This window comes from Gordonia sp. OPL2, assembly GCF_003797825.1.
In the GTDB taxonomy this organism is placed as follows: Bacteria; Actinomycetota; Actinomycetes; order Mycobacteriales; family Mycobacteriaceae; genus Gordonia.
The window spans coordinates 1-17,979 of the sequence record NZ_RKME01000035.1 but is presented as its reverse complement, the minus strand read 5'-3'; the positions used below and the strand labels follow the sequence as shown (position 1 = coordinate 17,979).

Here is a 17,979-nt window from a genome sequence, read left to right as displayed (position 1 = left end):
TCTTCAGACTCGTGCTCATTAGAAGGCAAGCCCTCCCTCGCGGGCGGCGTCGGCGAGTGCCGCGATCCGACCGTGGTAGTCCTTGCCGCCGCGGTCGAACACGACGGTGTCGACACCGGCGGCCTTGGCGCGAGCGGCGATCAGTTCGCCGACCTTGGCGGCCTGCGCGGACTTGTCGCCACCGGCGGCACGCACGTCGGCCTCGATCGAGGACGCCGCGGCGATGGTCTTGCCGGCCAGGTCGTCGATCAGCTGCACGTGGATATGACGCGAGCTGCGCTTGACGGCGAGACGCGGACGCTGCGGCGTTCCGCTGACCTTCTTGCGGAGACGGAAGTGACGACTCGTGGTCGCGGTGCGACGACGGGTCGACACGTCCTTGCCCAGGGGCTTGCGAACGGTCTTGGTTGCTGTATCACTCATGGCTTACTTACCCGTCTTTCCGACCTTGCGACGGATCTGCTCACCCTCGTAGCGAATGCCCTTGCCCTTGTAGGGGTCCGGACGACGCAGGCGGCGGATGTTCGCCGAGATCTGGCCGACTTGCTGCTTGTCGATACCCGAGACCGAGAACTTGGTCGGGGACTCCACGGCGAAGCTGATGCCTTCGGGAGCCTCGATCGGCACGGGGTGGCTGTAGCCGAGGGCGAACTCGAGGTCCTTGCCCTTGGCCTGCACGCGGTAGCCGACACCGAAGATCTCCATCTTCGTGGTGTAGCCCTGCGTGACGCCGACGACGAGGTTGTTCACCAGTGAACGGCTCAGTCCGTGCAGTGCACGGCTGCGACGCTCGTCATTCGGCCGGGTGACAACGATGCAGTTGTCTTCCTTGGCAACCGAGATCGGCTCCGACACGGTGACGGAGAGCTCACCCTTGGGGCCCTTGACCTTCACGTTCTGGCCGTCGACGGTGACGTCGACACCTGCGGGGATCTCGATGGGATTCTTACCGATACGCGACATGGTGAGGCTCCCCTACCAGACGTAGGCGAGGACTTCGCCGCCCACGCCCTGGTTGGCTGCCTGGCGGTCGGTGAGCAGGCCGGATGACGTGGAAATGATGGCCACGCCGAGGCCGCCCAGAACCTTGGGCAGGTTGGTGGACTTTGCATACACCCGGAGTCCCGGCTTGGAGACGCGGCGCAGGCCGGCGATGCTGCGCTCGCGGCTCGGGCCGTACTTCAGGGTGACGATGAGGCTCTTGCCGACCTCGGCATCTTCGATGCGGTAGTCGGTGATGTAGCCCTCGCGCTTGAGGATCTCGGCGATGTTCACCTTGATCTTCGACGACGGGAGTGTCACCTCGTCGTGGAACGCCGAGTTGGCGTTACGCAGACGTGTCAAGAAGTCTGCGATCGGGTCAGTCATGGTCATGGTTGACCGTCAACCTTTCTCGTAGCGGTTCCCATACAGCGCCGATCGCCGGGAAATGATCCCTGACCTGCGGTGGGCCTTCCACGAAGTGGATAGTTGTCAATAAGGTTCTCGCCGCCGATGCCCTCGGTTTTTCACCGGCACCGGAGACTATTCGGTTGTGGCGTGCGCGCCCCGGGGAAGACCGCAGAGCGCAGGCAACCGTTCTAGTGTAGAGAAGTCGCTGGCCAGACCCAAATCGCGGCGTTCACCACGACACGTCGTGGCGCGAGGTCGGCACCACGTCGAGGTGCCGGTCGGCGCCGAAACGCTGCACACTCTCCAGCATGGCGGTCATCCGACGCTCGAGTTCGGCCTGGTCTCCACCGCTGCCGTAGAACGCGTGGATGTCGTGCACCGCGGCCATCGGGAAGAGCTCCTCGACGATGGCGTCCACCGGCGGGGTCGTGTCCGTCAGGGTCTTCTCGACGATGTTCTGGGTGTAGCCGAAGGTCGCCTGCGTGTCGATCGCGACCCGGGTGTGGTCGTCGAGCCAACGATGGAGCCATTCGGCGCGGTCGAGGTCGGCGGGTCGTCGGAGAAAGGCCAGATTCGACAACGCGTCCACGCGAGATCCGTCGCCGCACACGACCGCTTCGAGTGGTGTCCGCTCGGCGACCCGCCAGGCGTCGATATCCGGCACCAGCGCCGCGACGACGTCGACCGCCGCCACCGGATCGTCGAGCCATACGCTCACCACCGCCATGATCGGCGGATCGAGTTCGGTGATCCGCATCGCGTCGGCGACCACGTCGTCGGAGACGTTGAGCTGCACGCGCGTCGCCCCGGCCGTGCGCAGCCCCGGCGCCAGGACCCCGATGTCCGGGGTCGCGCCCAGCGCACCCCGCAGCGCGATCATCACTTTCGGCATCGTCTCCCCCGTCGCCCGTCGGCCGTCGGCCGTTCGTCCGCCTCCGTCATTCGGGAAGCATATGGAGGTCTCGTCGCCGCCGATGGATACTTCTGCCCACCCGTGGCGAAATTTCGGATCGTCCATCATCGAGGGGATCTCATGTCGACATCGCCGGGACCTCTGCGCGGGGGTGGCCGCCTCATCGCGCTGGCCTCGATTGTCATCGCGTTGGCGGTGTCGGGGTGTGACTCGGTTCGCAAGGTGATCGGTGGCGCCGACGCCGCGGAGTACTTCGACAGTCGCACCGTCGCCCTGATCGAGGCCGCCAGGGCCGGCGATGCGGACAGAGCTCGCGATCTGATCGCCGACGGCGTCGACGTCGACGCCCGCGGCAACGACCACGACCCCCGCCGCACGGCGCTGTCGCCCCTGCAGTTAGCCGTCGAGTTCGAGAGCCCGCGCACCGTGACGACGTTGCTGGAGGTCGGCGCCGACGCCCGGCTGACCCGCGGGAGCAGCTACAACGCGATGACCTACGCCCTGCTGCGCGATCGGCCGGCATCGGTCGACGCGCTCCTCGCCTTCGATCCGACACTGGCGGATGCCGAGGATCGGCTCGGTGGCAATGCCCTGCACACGGCGGTGCGCCACGGTCGCGACGACAGTGTCCGAAAGCTCATCGACGCCGGAGCCGATCTCGATTCGGTTCAGCCGTTGTCCGGCCAGACACCGCTGTTCACCGCGGCGGGCGTACAGAACGTCGACCATTGTCTGTTGCTCATCCGCGCGGGCGCCGACGGTGGCCACCGCGACAACCGGGGCGCGACCTTCCTCCGTGGTCTGTATCTCGCGCAGGACTCGATCCGCACCGGCGAGTTCCTGCGCAAGCGCACGTCACTCGAGGCAGCGCTTCGCCTGCGCGGTTTCCCCGTCGAGACAGGTCGCTGACACACACCGTTGACCTCGCCGTGAGGTGCACCGCCGTCGCAGATGTCCGATTTCGTGGACCATCGGAAGAGTGAACCGACGACAATTCCTGTCCGTGGCCGGCGCGACGGCCACCACCCTGGTCGCGGGTGCGTGCTCGTCGTCATCCCGCGGACCCGTCGAGCCGTCCGATGGTGGCAGTCCGGGAATGCCCGCGCCCGCCGGTGCGCCCGAGGTGATCGCGGCCGGCCTGAACGTCCCGTGGTCCATCGTGTTCCTGCCCGATCGCAGTGCGCTGGTGTCCCAGCGCGACGACGCCCGGATTTCACAGATCAGGCCGGACGGCATTGTGCGGACCGTCGGCGATGTCGCCGACGTCGCGCCACGTGGCGAGGGCGGGCTGCAGGGTCTCGCCGTCGCCGCCGACGACCCCGGAACGGTGTTCGCCTACTACACCACGGCCGACGACAATCGCGTCGTCCGAATGGATTTCGACGGCGCACGGCTCGGCACACCCCGGCCGGTCGTCACCGGACTCGACACCGCGTTCAATCACCACGGCGGTGCGATGCTGTTCGACCGCGACGGCACCCTGTTCGTCGCCGTCGGTGATGCGGCGCAGCCCGAGGTCGCCCAGGACATCCGGGCACGCAACGGCAAGATCCTGCGGATCACCCGGGACGGGCGACCTGCGCCGGGAAACCCCTTCGGCAACGAGGTGTGGTCCTATGGGCATCGCAACGTCGAGGGGCTCGCGTTCGACGGCGCCGGCCGGCTCTGGGCGACCGAGTTCGGACAGAACGACCGGGACGAACTCAATCTCATCCGCCGCGGCGGCAACTACGGTTGGCCCGAGGTCGAGGGCGAGTCCGACGACCCGCGATGGATCCCACCGGTCACGACGTGGTCCACCGGGGAGGCGTCGCCCGCAGGACTCGCCATCGTCGGAGACCGCGCCTACGTCGGCGCTCTGCGCGGTCGCAGGCTGTGGGAGGTCCCGCTGCGGGGCACCTCCGGCGGGACACCGATGGCGCGCTTCACCGACGAGTACGGCCGCATTCGAGCGGTCGCGGCCGCGCCGGACGGGTCTCTGTGGATCGGGACCAGCAACACCGACGGCCGTGGGCTGCCCGGCGACGGGGACGACCGGATCCTGCGGATCCCGCTGTCGTGAACCGGCGTCGCAATCGCAGCCGTTGAACCAGTTCGATGACATGGCAGTCACGTTTACCCGCGAGTCCGGACACAACCGATGCCGATCGGAGCACCATGGAATCATGGACGTCACGCATCTGCCCGATCTCGTCGACGAACTGCTGGCCGCCGCGCGGGAGGCGCACAGTGGCCGGGCCGCACACACGTTGTACGGGAACTCGGCTCATCACCTCCGACAGACCGTCATCGCCCTGGCCGCGGGACACTCCCTCTCCGAACACAACAGCCCCGGCGAGGCCACGCTCCAGGTGCTGACGGGTCGCGTCACCCTGGTGGCCGGCGACGATCGCTGGGACGGTGTCGTGGGCGATCTCGCCGCGGTGCCCGACACCCGACACAGTCTGCTCGCACAGGATGATTCGGTCATCCTGCTGACGGTGATCACCGGTCCGCAGCAACCCTGACCCCACCCCCTCGTCGACGACCCAGCCATCGCGTCCACCAGACGAGCATCCCGACGAACACCACAGCCCACACCGACAGGGCCACCCACGATTCCCACGCCCCCAGCGATTCCAGCCACGGTCTCGATCGGAAGACCCCGAGCTGATGACTGGCCTCGCCGTACATGCCGATGGGAAACACCATGGACCACAGCGCTGTTCGAAATCCGGTGACGGCCCCGGGCCGTCGCGCGTGCCACACCGTCAGCGCGATCAGCAGGGGTATGAGCCACGTCGCGAACGCCCACAGCGCCGTGCTCACCGACGCGACGACCTCGTCGTCTAGCAACGTCTGATCGGCCGCCGCACCCAGGATCTCGGCACCGGCCAGCACGGAGATCGCGCCCGCGCCCATGAACACCCAGAACGGAGCGACCTCGTCGTCGACGCGGAGCGGCACGGTGAGCAGCCGGGCCGCCATCAGTGCGGCGATCAGGATCAACTGCACCAGGCCCACCGACCAGCAGATGGCGGCCAGGACTGCGAAGCCCTCGCGATGTCCGGCGTCGGCGAGGGCTCCCGACGACACCGCCACCGATTGGGTCGCGACGACGACCAGGAACCAGGTGCCGTCGACCCGGGACAGACCACGAGTCCCGTTGTCACGCACGACAACACCGATCACGACGTAGCCGAGGACGAACCACGTGACCGCAGCGATCGCTGTCAGGGTGATCGCGGCCCCGTCGATCGCCATCGCCGCGAATCGCGCGGCGAGGACCCCACTCGCGGCGGTGAACGCGAACACGGTGAACGTACCCGTGTGGAGATCGTCCCGTGGGGCGGAACGCTCGGTCGCCCACCGCACGCCGACCAGAGCGGCGAGTACGACGTATCCGGTCACCGCGAGGACCAGGAGGACGTCGGACAGCCCGTGCGCTCCGGTGTTGTGCAGCGCGGTCGACACGATCCCGGTGGCCATGACGAAGGTGAACTGGCCGGGTCGGGCCTGCGGTAGACGTCGCGCCCGCGCACCCTCCAGCTCGGCGTCCCCGACGTCTGCGGCGTCCCCGGTCACAGGTCTCAGTGTTCCATTGACGCGATCCGTTCTCGTCAGGACGACGAAAAAAGGATTGCCTCACCTTTGCGGCGACCGACCTCGTCGTGAATGGAAGGTATACGCGAAAGAAAGAGATCTCACACGTGGTTCTGTGCACTGAGAGCTTATGGACCGCGCGTCGACTTACCGGGTACTTTTCGGAAACATCCTGTGTCCCCATACTTTTCGCCGATCGCCTCAACAGCGCTGAAACCTATCGGGCGCCACATGTTTCGGCGATGTCGCGGCAGGCAGACAATCACGAATGCCGACAGACCTGATCGCCGATAAACCCGGCAACGGGATGCAAACACCCCTACAGTGACCACATGGCCCGGTCTTCTGGAGTACAGGGCGACGCAGCAGCCGCTCTTCTCGACATCGGCAGATTCTTCACGCGATGGGACGAGACCGATGACGGCCGAGCCGTTTTCCGGGAGGGTGGACGCGCCGGAGACATCTTCTACCGGGATCGATGGAGCCACGACAAGATCGTCCGGTCCACGCACGGGGTGAACTGCACGGGCTCCTGCTCCTGGAAGGTGTATGTCAAGGACGGCATCATCACCTGGGAGACACAGGAAACCGACTACCCCTCGGTCGGACCGGATCGGCCCGAATACGAGCCCCGCGGGTGTCCGCGCGGCGCGGCGTTCTCCTGGTACACCTACTCCCCCACCCGAGTGCGTCATCCCTACGCCCGAGGTGTGCTGGTCGAGATGTTCCGGGCGGCGAAGGCACGTCTCGGCGACCCGGTGCTCGCGTGGGCCGATGTCGTCGGAGACCCGATCCGCCGCCGGTCGTACCAGCAGGCGCGCGGCAAGGGCGGCCTCGTCCGGGTGACGTGGGACGAGGCCATCGAGATGGTCGCCGCCGCCCACGTCCACACGATCAAGACCTATGGGCCGGACCGCTGCGCGGGCTTCTCCCCCATCCCGGCGATGTCGATGGTGTCGCACTGTGTCGGCACACGTTTCATCCAGCTCATCGGTGGGGTGATGACATCGTTCTACGACTGGTATGCCGACCTGCCCGTCGCCAGCCCGCAGGTGTTCGGAGATCAGACCGACGTCCCCGAATCGGGCGACTGGTGGGACGCGACGTACCTGATGATGTGGGGGTCCAACGTCCCCGTCACCCGCACCCCGGACGCGCATTGGATGGCCGAGGTCCGTTATCGCGGGACCAAGGTGGTGACCGTCAGCCCCGACTACGCCGACAACACCAAGTTCGCCGACGAATGGCTTCCGGCCCAGGCCGGCACGGACGCGGCGCTGGCGATGGCCATGGGCCACGTGATCCTCACGGAGTACTTCGTCCAGAAGCGGACCCCCTTCTTCGACGACTTCGTGCGCACGTACAGCGATCTGCCGTTCCTCGTGCACCTGGAGGAACACGAAACAGGTCACGTGCCGGGCAAGTTCGTCACCGCCGAGGATCTCGGACCGTCGCATTCGGACCCCGATGCCGACGATGCATGGAAGACGGTCGTGCTCGACGACGCGACCGGGACACCGATCGTCCCCAACGGGTCCATGGGATTTCGATACTCCGCGTCCGGGGAGGGCCGGTGGAACCTCGACCTCGAGGGCATCACCCCCGCACTGACGTTGCTCGGCCGCACCGGCGCCGAATCGATCGCGGTCTCCTTGCCCGCCTTCGACGCGCCGGACGGGAGCGGTTCCGTCCTGCGACGGGGTGTCCCGGCCATCCGCGTCGACGGCAACCTCGTCACTACGGTGTTCGACCTGATGCTCGCCCAGTACGGGGTGCGGCGCGACGATCTGCCCGGGGACTGGCCGTCGGGGTACGACGACGCCTCGACGCCGTACACACCCGCGTGGCAGGCCGAGATCACCAGCGTCCCCGCCGAGGCCGCGATCCGCGTCGCACGCGAGTTCGCGGCGAACGCGATCGAGTCCGACGGCCGATCGATGATCATCATGGGCGCCGGGATCTGCCAGTGGTTTCACGGCGACGCCACCTACCGCGCGATCCTCTCCCTGCTCATTCTCACCGGTTGTATGGGGCGCAACGGCGGCGGCTGGGCCCACTACGTCGGGCAGGAGAAGTGCCGGCCCATCACGGGCTGGATCTCGTTGGCCAACGCGCTCGACTGGTCTCGTCCGCCCCGGACGATGACCGGGACGTCGTACTGGTACATGCACACCGATCAGTGGCGCAACGACGGATATTCGACGGCGTCGCTCGCATCGCCGCTGTCGCGGGGCACGCTGACCCACGAGCACACGGCCGACGCCATCGCGCAGTCCGCCCGGCTCGGCTGGATGCCGTTCTACCCTCAGTTCGATCGCAATCCGCTCGAGATCGCCGACCAGGCGACGGCCGCGGTGGACGCCGGAGCGGCACCGGATGCGGCGACCTTCGTGGCGGCGCAACTGGGCGACGGTAGCCTCACCCCGGCGATCACCGACGTCGACGCCCCCGAGAACTGGCCGCGGACCCTCGTCCTCTGGCGATCGAACCTGATGGGGTCGTCGGCCAAGGGGAACGAGTACTTCCTTCGGCACCTCCTCGGTACGCATCACAACGTCCTGGGCTCCGAACAACCCGACAGCCCACGTCCCAGCGACGTCGTGTGGCACGACGAGGCCCCGGAGGGAAAGCTCGACATGCTGATGTCGGCCGACTTCCGGATGACGTCGACCACGCTGCTCTCCGACGTGGTGCTGCCGGCGGCGACCTGGTACGAGAAGCACGATCTCTCGTCGACCGACATGCATCCCTTCGTGCACGCGTTCTCCCCGGCCATCGATCCGCCGTGGGAGGCCAAGTCCGACTTCGATCTGTTCCACCTGCTGGCGCAGGAACTCTCGCGGCAGGCCCGAACGCACCTGGGTGTGCGCAAGGATCTCGTCAGCGTGCCGCTCCAGCACGACACGCCCGGTGAGACCGCGCAACCGCACGGTCGGGTCGTGGACTGGCGGGACGGTGACGCCCCCGGACGGCCTGGCCGGAACATGCCCAATTTCGTTGTCGTCGAACGTGACTACACCGCCATCGCCGACAAGCTCGCCGCCATCGGGCCGCTGGCGGACACGCTCGGGTTCACCGTCAAGAACGTCACCTTCGACCTCACCGACGAGACGAGCCGGCTCGCCGCGTCGAACGGCGTCATGCTCGGCGGCGCCGGCGACGGGCGTCCCGCCATCGACACCGACGCCAAGCTCGCCGAGGCGATCCTCGGTCTGTCCGGTACGACCAACGGGGCCTTGGCGGTCAACGGATTCGAGAAACTGCAGAAACGTGTCGGCAAACCGCTCGTCGACCTGGCGGCCGGTGCCGAGGAGAAACGCATCACCTTCGCCGACACCCAACGGGCTCCCGTTCCGGTGATCACCTCACCCGAGTGGTCCGGATCGGAGACCGGCGGTCGGCGATATGCGCCGTTCACGGTGAACATCGAGCGGCTCAAGCCGTTCCACACCCTCACCGGCCGGATGCACTTCTACCTCGATCACGACTGGATGATCGACCTCGGCGAGTCCCTCCCGACCTATCGGCCACCGCTGGACATGCACCGACTCTTCGGGGAGCCCAAGCTCGGTCCCGACGGCGAGCAGCAGATCACGGTCCGCTATCTGACACCGCACTCGAAGTGGTCCATCCACTCCGAGTATCAGGACAATCTGTTCATGCTGTCGTTGTCGCGGGGCGGTCCGACCGCCTGGCTCAGCCCGCAGGATGCGGCCGCGATCGATGTCCACGACAACGACTGGATCGAATGCGTGAACACCAACGGGGTCGTCGTCTGCCGGGCCATCGTCAGCCATCGGATGCCCGAGGGTGTCGCGTACGTCTATCACGCGCAGGAGCGGACCATCGACGTGCCGAAATCGGAGGCGACGGGCCGCCGCGGCGGAATCCACAACTCGGCGACGCGCCTGCTGGTCAAGCCATCTCACCTCATCGGTGGATATGCGCAACTCTCCTACGCGTTCAACTATCTCGGGCCTGCCGGCAACCAGCGCGACATGGTCTCCACCATCCGCAAGCGCAGCCAGGAGGTGACGTACTGATGCGTGTCATGGCGCAGGTCGGAATGGTGATGAACCTCGACAAATGCATCGGCTGTCATACGTGTTCGGTCACCTGCAAGCAGGCGTGGACCAACCGGTCGGGCACCGAGTACGTGTGGTTCAACAATGTGGAAACGCGTCCCGGACAGGGCTATCCCCGGCGGTATGAGGATCAGGAACGCTGGCGTGGCGGATGGCATCTGAACAAGAAGGGCAAGCTTCGGCTGCGTACCGGCGGTCGCCTGCAGAAGTTGCTGACGCTCTTCGCCAGCCCGGTGCAACCGACGATCTCCGACTACTACGAGCCGTGGACCTACGACTACCAGACGCTGGTGGACGCCCCGCTGGGCGACGACTTTCCGGTGGCCCGGCCGAAATCGTTGCTGACCGGCGAGGACACCACGGTGACGTGGTCGGCGAACTGGGATGACAATCTCGGCGGCGCCACCGAGATGGGTGATCTGGATCCGATCGTCGCCAAGCTGCGCCGAGACTGTGAAGACGCCGTCAAGTTCAGCTTCGAGCAGACGTTCATGTTCTATCTCCCTCGCATCTGCGAACACTGCCTCAACCCGTCGTGCATGGCGTCGTGTCCGTCCGGCGCCATCTACAAGCGCAGCGAGGACGGGATCGTGCTGGTCGACCAGGACCGCTGCCGCGGTTGGCGCCAATGCATCACGGGGTGTCCGTACAAGAAGATCTATTTCAATCACAAGTCGGGCAAGGCCGAGAAATGCACCCTGTGTTATCCCCGCATCGAGGTGGGGCAGCCGACGGTGTGTTCCGAGACGTGCGTGGGACGCCTGCGATACCTGGGCATCTTCCTCTATGACGCCGATGCGGTCACCGACGCCGCGTCGGTCGCCGACGAGCGCGATCTGTATGAGGCGCAACTCGATCTGATCCTCGACCCGAACGATCCGGCCGTGATCGCCGCGGCGCGGGCCGCCAACATCCCCGAGGACTGGCTCGACGCGGCCCGCCGTTCACCGGTGTACGCACTCGCGAAGAAATACCGGGTCGCGTTGCCGCTGCATCCGGAATATCGGACGATGCCGACGGTCTGGTACGTACCGCCGCTGTCCCCCATCGTCGACCTGCTGTCGGAGCAGGGACATGACGCCGAGAGTCACCGCACGCTGTTCGGCGCGATCGACGCCCTGCGGATTCCCGTCGAGTACCTCGCCGAACTCTTCACCGCCGGCGACACGGCGGTCATCGACTCGGTGCTGCGACGTCTCGCGGCGATGCGGGCGTACATGCGCGACGTCACCCTCGGCCGTGAGCCCGATGCGGACATCCCGGCATCGGTGGGCCTGACGGAGGAAGAGGTGTACACCATGTACCGCCTCATGGCCATCGCGAAGTACGAAGAGCGATACGTGATCCCGACGGCGCACCTGGAGCAGGCGGAGAAGCTGGACGAGATGGCCTGCTCGCTCGACTACGAGGACGGCCCCGGCATGTTCGACTCGTCGGCCTTCGGGGAGGCGAGTGGTCGGCCGGCCCCGGTGTCGGTCGAGACCTTCCACGCGCTCAAGCAGCGGCAGACCGGCGATGTCGCCGCCGGCGACCGTGCGCTCGCCGGCCGGACGAATCTGCTCAACTGGGACGGCAACGGCGTTCCCCCCGGGATGTTTCCCGAACGGGGTGGGCAACCGTGAGATCGCTGCGCCGCAGGCATACCGGTCCGGACGACCGGGTGATCCATCAGGTGGCGTCCTGGTGCCTCGGATATCCCGATGACGTGCTACTCGGCCGGCTCGACCTGCTGCGCGACGCACTCGACGAACAACCGCCGGTGCGGCAGGTCACGCTGCTGCGCGGATTCGTCGATCATCTCGACACCGCAGACCCCGACGGGCTCCGCCGCGACTACATCGATGTCTTCGACCTGTCCCGCAAACACACTCTCTACCTGTCGTATTGGACGGACGGCGACACCCGTCGTCGAGGGGCGACGCTCGGCGAGTTCAAACAGCTCTACCGCGACAGCGGTTTCCTCGTCGATCTGGGCGGCGAACTACCGGACCATCTCCCCATCGTGCTCGAGTTCAGCGCTCGAGCGGATCCGCGTCGGGGCCGCGAGGTCCTCGAGAAGTACCGCCCTGCACTGGAGTTGATCCGACTGGCGCTGGCAGAGCGGGGCAGCCACCACGCCGATGTCCTCGCCGCGGTCTGCGCGACGTTGCCCGGGCCGGCACCCGCCGACCGCGAGTCGGCGATGGCACTGCGCGCGCCGATACCGATGGAGTCCGTCGGTCTCGAGCCCTTCGACCCGCGGCTCCTGCCGATCAACCCGACGTGATTGTGAGGTGAGCCGTGGACATCTTCTTGTGGGGCGTCCTGCCGTACGTGACGCTCGGGCTGCTCATCGGCGGGACCGTGTGGCGGTACCGATACGACAAGTTCGGGTGGACCACGCGATCGTCCGAGCTCTACGAGTCGCGGCTGCTCCGGGTCGCGTCGCCGATGTTTCATTACGGCATCCTGGTGGTCATCGTCGGACACGCGATCGGCCTGGTGATCCCCGAATCCTGGACCGACGCACTAGGGGTGTCCGAAACGCTGTATCACTACGGTGCCGGGCTGTTCGGCATCATCGCGGCGGTGGCCACGCTCGTCGGGATCGCGTTGCTGATCTACCGGCGCAGGACGACCGGCCCCGTCTTCATGGCAACCACCCGCAACGACAAAGTGATGTACGCGGTACTCGTCACCGCTCTCGTCGCGGGCACGTTCATCACCCTGATCGGCACCATCGACCCACACGGACCGGGCGTCAACTACCGGCAGACCGTTTCGCCGTGGTTCCGGTCGATATTCCTGTTACGGCCCGACATCGACGCCATGAACGCCGCTCCGTTGCGTTTCCACGTTCACGTCCTGATCGGCATGTTGCTGTTCTGCCTCGTGCCGTTCACCCGCCTGGTACACATGTTCACCGCGCCACTGCACTACCTCTTCCGCCCCTACATCGTCTATCGCAGCCGTGATCAGCGCACCGCCCCGGGCAACCAACCGGCCCGGCGGGGGTGGGCTCCGGTCGGAGCAAAGGATCGGGATCGATGACCGCACCCACCGCAGATCCCGCAGCGCTCAGAGCCGGTCAGGGACTGAACCTCTTCCTCGCCACCCTCGCCTTCTGCATCAGTTTCTGGGCGTGGAATCTCATCGCACCGCTGGGAGTCCGGTATTCGGACATCCTCGATCTCTCGTCGACGCAGAAGTCGGTGCTGGTCGCCATCCCGATCATCGTCGGCTCGCTCGGCCGCATCCTGACCGGCGCGCTGACCGACCGCTTCGGTGGTCGCCTCATGTTCCCGGTGCTGCTGGTGGCGACCGCGCCGTTCGTAGTCCTCGTCGCGGTCGCCGGGGAGATCGGTTCCTACCCGATGCTCCTCGTCATGGGGTTCTTCCTCGGTATCGGCGGTACCACGTTCGCGGTCGGGATCCCCTTCGTGAACGCGTGGTACGACCCGTCGAAACGCGGATTCGCGACCGGCGTGTTCGGCGCCGGGATGGGCGGCACCGCGCTGTCGGCGTTCTTCACGCCGCGATTCGTGAGCTGGTTCGGCTACGTGACGACCCACGTCATCATCGCCGTCGCGCTGGTGGCCGTCGCGGTCATCGTCTGGATGTTCATGCACGACGCGCCGCAATGGCGTCCGAACCGCGATGCCGTGGCACCCAAACTGATTGCGGCGGCCAAACTCCCGATCACCTGGCAGATGGGCTTCCTGTACGCGGCGACCTTCGGTGGGTTCGTCGCCTTCTCCACGTACCTGCCGACCTATCTCAAGGACATCTACGACTTCGACCTGCAGGCGGCCGGGACACGCACCGCCGGTTTCGCCGTCGCCGCGGTCATCGCGCGCCCCCTCGGCGGCATCCTGTCCGATCGTTTCGGGCCGCGCATCATCACGGCGGTCTCCACCGCCGGCGCGGCACTCCTCGCGGTCTGGATGATCACCCAGCCGCCGCTCGAGATCCCCGCAGGTCTGGACTTCGTCCTGATGGCGGTGTGCATGGGACTCGGATCGGGATCGGTGTTCAGTTGGGTGGCCCGGGACGCCCCGGCGGCCCGAGTCGGCTCGGTCACCGGCATCGTCGGCGCGGCCGGAGGTCTCGGCGGGTTCTTCCCGCCGCTCGTGATGGGAGCGACCTACGACGCCGCGGCGCACAGCTACACGGTCGGCCTCGTCCTGTTGGTGATCACCGCGTGCTTCGCCCTGGTGTTCACCATCTTCGGGATCAAGCGGCGAGAGGGTCATCCCACCTGACCGTCCACACCACCGATCAGCGACCGTCCAGGTCGCCGGTTATATTGCTCTTCGACGAATCCGTGCGGGCCTGCGAGCACCGCACCAGCGATGGAGAACAGCGACGTGGGCGGCCCGAATGACGCATGGTCGAGTCACGTCGTGCGGCCCGGCCGTGTACTCCGACTCGTCGACGTCACGCCGCAGGATCTCGACGACCTCCTCACCGATATCCGCTCGGACATCCCGGTGATCCTCGCGTACTGGCGCACCGGTCTGAACAGTGCGCGCGGAGTCGTCGACGAGATCGCCGACGCGATGACCGACATTGCGATGCGCCTGTTTCCCGTATGGCTCACCGACGACGATCTCGGCCCGACGGTCGATACCGCGACCGCAGAGCAGCTGGCACGCGAGCTGTGCTCGGGCAACGAGGATTATCGACCGTTCGTCGTCGAGCTGGCGCGTGCCGCTGCGGCCGGGACGGCGCCACGATCACAGTTCTCCACGGAGATTCGCATACGCGGGCTCGCCCGGCTGATCCGACGCGGTTATGGCAGAGAGTCGATCGCGGTGGCCGTCGGGGCCGACGAGGTTTCCGGTGCGGACGTTCAGAACGCGGTGTCGGAAGCCCTCACGTGGCTCGCCCACCACGGTCGGCTCACCGTCTGGTTGCCGGCAGGGGTGATGCCGGAGGTGACGCGCTGCACCCACGTGAGAGGCCGGCCCGATCGAATGGGTGCACCAGCTCAGCAGGCAGATCACCCGACACCTCGCTCCGACGACACCGACGATCCTCCGGTCCTCACCATCTCGCGATGCGAGGGACTGCCGTCGCCACACAGCGCAGCGGAACAGGCACTCGAACGCGCTTTGTCGAGGACGATCTGGGCCGACGGCCGACGATGGAACCGTAGGATCGACGATCTCGACCCCATGCTCCCCATGGCGATCGTCGACGTGTTCTGGCCGCACGCCCGGCTCGTCGTCGAGGTCGACGGCGACGACCATCGTCGGCCGGACAAATACGCGGCCGACCGCGCCCGCGACAACATGTTGCAACGCCAGGGGTGCATGGTCCTGCGCTACACCAATCAGCAGGTGCTCTCCGACGTCGGGCTCGTCGTCGACGAACTCCGAACGACGCTCCGTTTGCGTTCAGAGACCCATATTCTTTCTGCCGCAACCTCATTCGCCACCACCGTCGAACGTCCCGAGGAGAGTTGAGATGGATCATCCGCAGCTGACACCGTCGGAGAGTGCCGTGCTCTTCGTGCTGATGGCGCAGGCGCGCGAGGTACGCAACCCTGACCTGGCGGCACTCGCGCCCGAGCTGAAGAAGTCCAGCCGGGACAAGCTGAACCGGTTGGGTCTGATCGAATCACGCAAGGGCGCTCGCAACGCCTTCAGCCATTCGCTGACCGATCGTGGATGGGCATGGTGTGCCCAGGAACTCAGCGCCGCGCCCCCGCCGAAGTCATTGCCCCCGATCCGCGCGCTCTACGCGGTCATGGCAGGGGTCGGTCGCTACCTGGAGGCGAGCGATCTGCGGTTGCACGAGGTGTTCGGGGTGGTCGGGGGTGGATCGGCGGCAGACGCGGAACCCTCCGCAGAGCCGCCGGCGGATGCGGTTCCGCTCGAGCGGAGAATCAGGGCCACGTATAACGCCGTGACGTCCGGCCCTGGACGGTGGGTCGGTGTCCTCGCACTGCGTCAGGCGCTCGCCGGCATCGATCGCTCGGAGTTGGACACTGCGCTGGTCGCTCTCCAGCGAGAACCGGGAGTCAGCCTCATCCCGCAGGAGGACCAGATGCTGCTGACCGATGACGGGCGGAAGGCGTCCGTCCGAGTCGGCACACAGGATTGCCACCTCTTTGCCATCGAGGAGGTCTGATGGACACCCAGACCAGACGAGCGCTCGAGGCCATCCGTCTCGACTGGGCGACCACACCGGACGATGTCTGGGGGCCACAGGCACCACTGCACGTTCCGGGATTGCACGACAGCATCGTCGACGAGATCCTCCGCGCCTTCGGCGACGCGGCCCGCAGCACCTCCGCAAGTCCACTCGGCGTCGCTGTCCGCGGTCCCGCCGGATCGGGGAAGACACACCTCTTCGGTCAGGTCCGCGAACAGGTCCACTCCCGCGGCGGGTACTTCTTTCTGGTGAAACTCCTTGACGGTGAGGACTTCTGGAGATCGATTCTGGTCGGCCTGTTGGAGGACCTGAGTCGTCCGACCCCGACGCACCGTTCGCAACTCACCCAACTTCTCGATCGTCTGGGTCGTGAGGCGGGCCTGCCCGACGAGATCATCGCCGCCGTCTCGGGCGAGGCCGAACTGTCACCCGACCACCTCGACCAGTTCATCCGAGGTGTCTACACCAGGCACTCTCGCCACCGCCGACGATCGCAGCACATCCTGCGCGCGCTCGTACTGACCGAGTCCGATGACTTCGCCGTCAAGGATCTCGGCGAGTCGTTCCTCCATCTCGACATCGACGATGCTGAAGATCTATCGGCCTGGGGCATCCGGAACGCCCGGCTCGGATACCAGGAGATCGTCGAGAACATCTCGCGGATCATCGCGTTCGACAATGCCGCGGTTCTGGCGATCGATCAGATCGACACCCTCATCGAGGCCGCCAAGTCGGAACGACGTGAGGACGAGAACTCGGTCGAGAAGGTGGCTCACGGACTCATGTCCGTCAGGGAGACGATGAGCCGCACCGTCGCCGTCGTCTCCTGCATCACGGCTGCCTGGGAATACCTCGAGAGCCACGTCATGAGGTCAGTGGTCGACAGATTCCGCCAACCGCCGATCTTGCAGCGACCGACGACGGTGGAGTTCGGGCGGACCCTCCTCGCGAAACGCTTCGCTCCGTGCTTCGCCGAGGCAGGTTTCTCACCGCCGTACGCAACCTGGCCTGTCACCGAAGAGGCCCTCGCCGAGGGACGCGACTACACTCCGCGCGAGCTGATGCGCGCTGTTGATCGCCACATCGCGGCATCCGTGCGCTCCGACACCTTCACCGAGATGCGCAGCCTCGGTCGAACGAGCGTGACCGACAACGGCCGCGCCTCCGAGGACAACCCCGAATTGGCCCAACTAGACCGGCGATTCGAACAGCTCAAGTCCACCGCCGACATTACTGCAGCCACATCGGCCGAGCAGGAAGATACCGTCGTTCCGCCGCTGCTCCACGCAGGTCTCGCATCGTGGATCGAAGCCCTACCCGAAGACGGCGACCGGTTCCAGCAAGATCCGAAGCCCAGCCCCAAAGCCAACCTCCACGGGACATTGCGCCGAATCGTGGACCTCGAGACCGATTCTGAACAATCGTGGAGCTTTCGGGCAATCGCAGCGACCCACTACCGATCTGTTCAATCCCGCCTCGCCAACGCCACCACTGCCGCCGGACTCAGTCTCGGCGGCAAGCGGCGCACCCTGATCGTCCTGCGCCGCACGCCGTGGCCGTCGGGAGCGAAGACCACCCAGATGGTCGACGAGATGCACGCACGCGGCGGGCATGTGGTCGCGTGGTCCGACGACGACATCCGCACCCTGATGGCGCTACGTCAACTGCGTTCGGAGCGTTCGGAATTCCTGAGCGAGTGGATCGCCCTGCGCAATCCGGCCGGGCAGATCGCGTTCCTCCGCGACATCGTGGCGCCGTCCCTCGCGACCGAACCGATGACGGGGCCCGGCGAGGACGGCCGGCACGCCGCACCCGAGCCTGCCCTGCTGCCCCCGCTGGCAACCCAGCCGCTGACTGTCCCCGAGCCCT

Annotated in this window: 16 protein-coding genes; 11 read left to right on the top strand and 5 right to left on the bottom strand. The window is 66.5% G+C overall.

Annotation, left to right across the window (positions count from 1 at the left end; genetic code table 11):
• Positions 1–18: 18 nt before the first annotated feature.
• The 4 genes from rplR to EEB19_RS23315 form a co-directional block, all read right to left on the bottom strand.
• Complete coding sequence (gene rplR / locus EEB19_RS23330) at positions 19–423, bottom strand: 50S ribosomal protein L18 (RefSeq protein ID WP_262365874.1); 405 nt, start codon at positions 421–423, stop codon at positions 19–21.
• A 3-nt stretch (positions 424–426) separates the two neighbouring features.
• Positions 427–963: a 50S ribosomal protein L6 gene (gene rplF / locus EEB19_RS23325; RefSeq protein WP_187589709.1), complete on the bottom strand. Its 537-nt coding sequence runs from the start codon at positions 961–963 to the stop codon at positions 427–429.
• A 12-nt stretch (positions 964–975) separates the two neighbouring features.
• Positions 976–1,374 (bottom strand): 30S ribosomal protein S8, encoded by a 399-nt coding sequence (gene rpsH, locus EEB19_RS23320; protein ID WP_187589708.1) that lies wholly within the window; start codon positions 1,372–1,374, stop codon positions 976–978.
• Positions 1,375–1,621: 247 nt separating this feature from the next.
• Positions 1,622–2,284 carry an EthD domain-containing protein gene (locus EEB19_RS23315; protein WP_187589707.1) on the bottom strand — a complete coding sequence of 221 codons (663 nt, stop codon included), beginning with the start codon at positions 2,282–2,284 and terminating at the stop codon, positions 1,622–1,624.
• 141 nt (positions 2,285–2,425) lie between these two features.
• Here EEB19_RS23315 and EEB19_RS23310 point away from each other — a divergent pair, with 141 nt between their 5' ends.
• From EEB19_RS23310 to EEB19_RS23300, 3 genes are all read left to right on the top strand, one after another.
• A complete protein-coding gene (locus EEB19_RS23310; protein ID WP_187589706.1) occupies positions 2,426–3,214 on the top strand; it encodes an ankyrin repeat domain-containing protein in 789 nt (262 codons plus the stop codon).
• A 187-nt stretch (positions 3,215–3,401) separates the two neighbouring features.
• Entirely contained in the window at positions 3,402–4,367 is a 966-nt protein-coding gene (locus EEB19_RS23305) for a sorbosone dehydrogenase family protein (protein WP_187589747.1), read from the top strand.
• 103 nt (positions 4,368–4,470) lie between these two features.
• Positions 4,471–4,812 (top strand): cupin domain-containing protein, encoded by a 342-nt coding sequence (locus tag EEB19_RS23300; RefSeq protein ID WP_187589705.1) that lies wholly within the window; start codon positions 4,471–4,473, stop codon positions 4,810–4,812.
• Here EEB19_RS23300 and EEB19_RS23295 read toward each other — a convergent pair.
• Entirely contained in the window at positions 4,790–5,869 is a 1,080-nt protein-coding gene (locus EEB19_RS23295) for a tellurite resistance/C4-dicarboxylate transporter family protein (protein WP_262365873.1), read from the bottom strand. The genes EEB19_RS23300 and EEB19_RS23295 overlap by 23 nt on opposite strands.
• Positions 5,870–6,219: 350 nt before the next feature.
• On the opposite strand from EEB19_RS23295, the gene EEB19_RS23290 reads away from it, so the two are divergent.
• The 8 genes from EEB19_RS23290 to EEB19_RS23255 all read left to right on the top strand — a co-directional run.
• Positions 6,220–9,930 carry a nitrate reductase subunit alpha gene (locus EEB19_RS23290; RefSeq protein WP_187589704.1) on the top strand — a complete coding sequence of 1,237 codons (3,711 nt, stop codon included), beginning with the start codon at positions 6,220–6,222 and terminating at the stop codon, positions 9,928–9,930.
• On the top strand, positions 9,930–11,594 hold the full coding sequence (gene narH, locus EEB19_RS23285; RefSeq protein WP_187589703.1) for a nitrate reductase subunit beta: 1,665 nt from the start codon (positions 9,930–9,932) through the stop codon (positions 11,592–11,594). Before EEB19_RS23290 ends, narH begins: the two co-directional genes overlap by 1 nt.
• Complete coding sequence (narJ, locus tag EEB19_RS23280) at positions 11,591–12,238, top strand: nitrate reductase molybdenum cofactor assembly chaperone (protein WP_262365872.1); 648 nt, start codon at positions 11,591–11,593, stop codon at positions 12,236–12,238. Before narH ends, narJ begins: the two co-directional genes overlap by 4 nt.
• Before the next feature lie 14 nt (positions 12,239–12,252).
• The gene (narI, locus tag EEB19_RS23275; RefSeq protein ID WP_187589702.1) at positions 12,253–13,002 is read left to right on the top strand and encodes a respiratory nitrate reductase subunit gamma; all 750 of its coding nucleotides are present in this window, start codon (positions 12,253–12,255) and stop codon (positions 13,000–13,002) included.
• Positions 12,999–14,213 carry a NarK/NasA family nitrate transporter gene (locus EEB19_RS23270; RefSeq protein ID WP_187589701.1) on the top strand — a complete coding sequence of 405 codons (1,215 nt, stop codon included), beginning with the start codon at positions 12,999–13,001 and terminating at the stop codon, positions 14,211–14,213. Before narI ends, EEB19_RS23270 begins: the two co-directional genes overlap by 4 nt.
• A gap of 105 nt (positions 14,214–14,318) precedes the next feature.
• Complete coding sequence (locus tag EEB19_RS23265; protein WP_187589700.1) at positions 14,319–15,419, top strand: endonuclease domain-containing protein; 1,101 nt, start codon at positions 14,319–14,321, stop codon at positions 15,417–15,419.
• Position 15,420: 1 nt separating this feature from the next.
• Complete coding sequence (locus tag EEB19_RS23260; protein WP_187589699.1) at positions 15,421–16,086, top strand: MarR family transcriptional regulator; 666 nt, start codon at positions 15,421–15,423, stop codon at positions 16,084–16,086.
• A partial coding sequence (locus EEB19_RS23255) for an ATP-binding protein (RefSeq protein WP_187589698.1) occupies positions 16,086–17,979 on the top strand: 1,894 nt, incomplete at its 3' end. The genes EEB19_RS23260 and EEB19_RS23255, both read left to right, overlap by 1 nt.